A 303-nucleotide genomic window follows, 5' to 3' on the forward strand; every position below is an offset into this window, starting at 1 on the left:
TTTACTTAGGTGATACGTCTAGATGCCCTTATGGACCAAGATCAAAAGAAGAAGTCCAGCAATTTACTTGGGAAATGGTTAATTTCTTACTTGAAAAAGATATTAAAATGCTAGTTGGGGCCTGTAATACTGCTACCGCATTTGCATTGCAATCGTTAAAAGAAAACTTGAATATCCCTGTAATTGGAGTAATTCAGCCAGGATCAAGAGCTGCTATTAAATTTACGAAGACCAATCATGTAGGTATTATTGGTACAGAAGGTACGGTTAGGAGCAATGCATATACCAATGCGCTTAAGAATA

Annotated in this window: 1 protein-coding gene; it reads left to right on the forward strand. The window is 36.6% G+C overall.

Annotated elements, in window-relative coordinates; genetic code table 11:
* A partial coding sequence (locus tag JKP73_RS22595; RefSeq protein ID WP_200412033.1) for a glutamate racemase occupies positions 1-303 on the forward strand: 303 nt, incomplete at both ends.

The sequence above is a fragment of the Virgibacillus salexigens genome (assembly GCF_014905415.1).
In the GTDB taxonomy this organism is placed as follows: Bacteria; Bacillota; Bacilli; order Bacillales; family Amphibacillaceae; genus Virgibacillus; species Virgibacillus salexigens.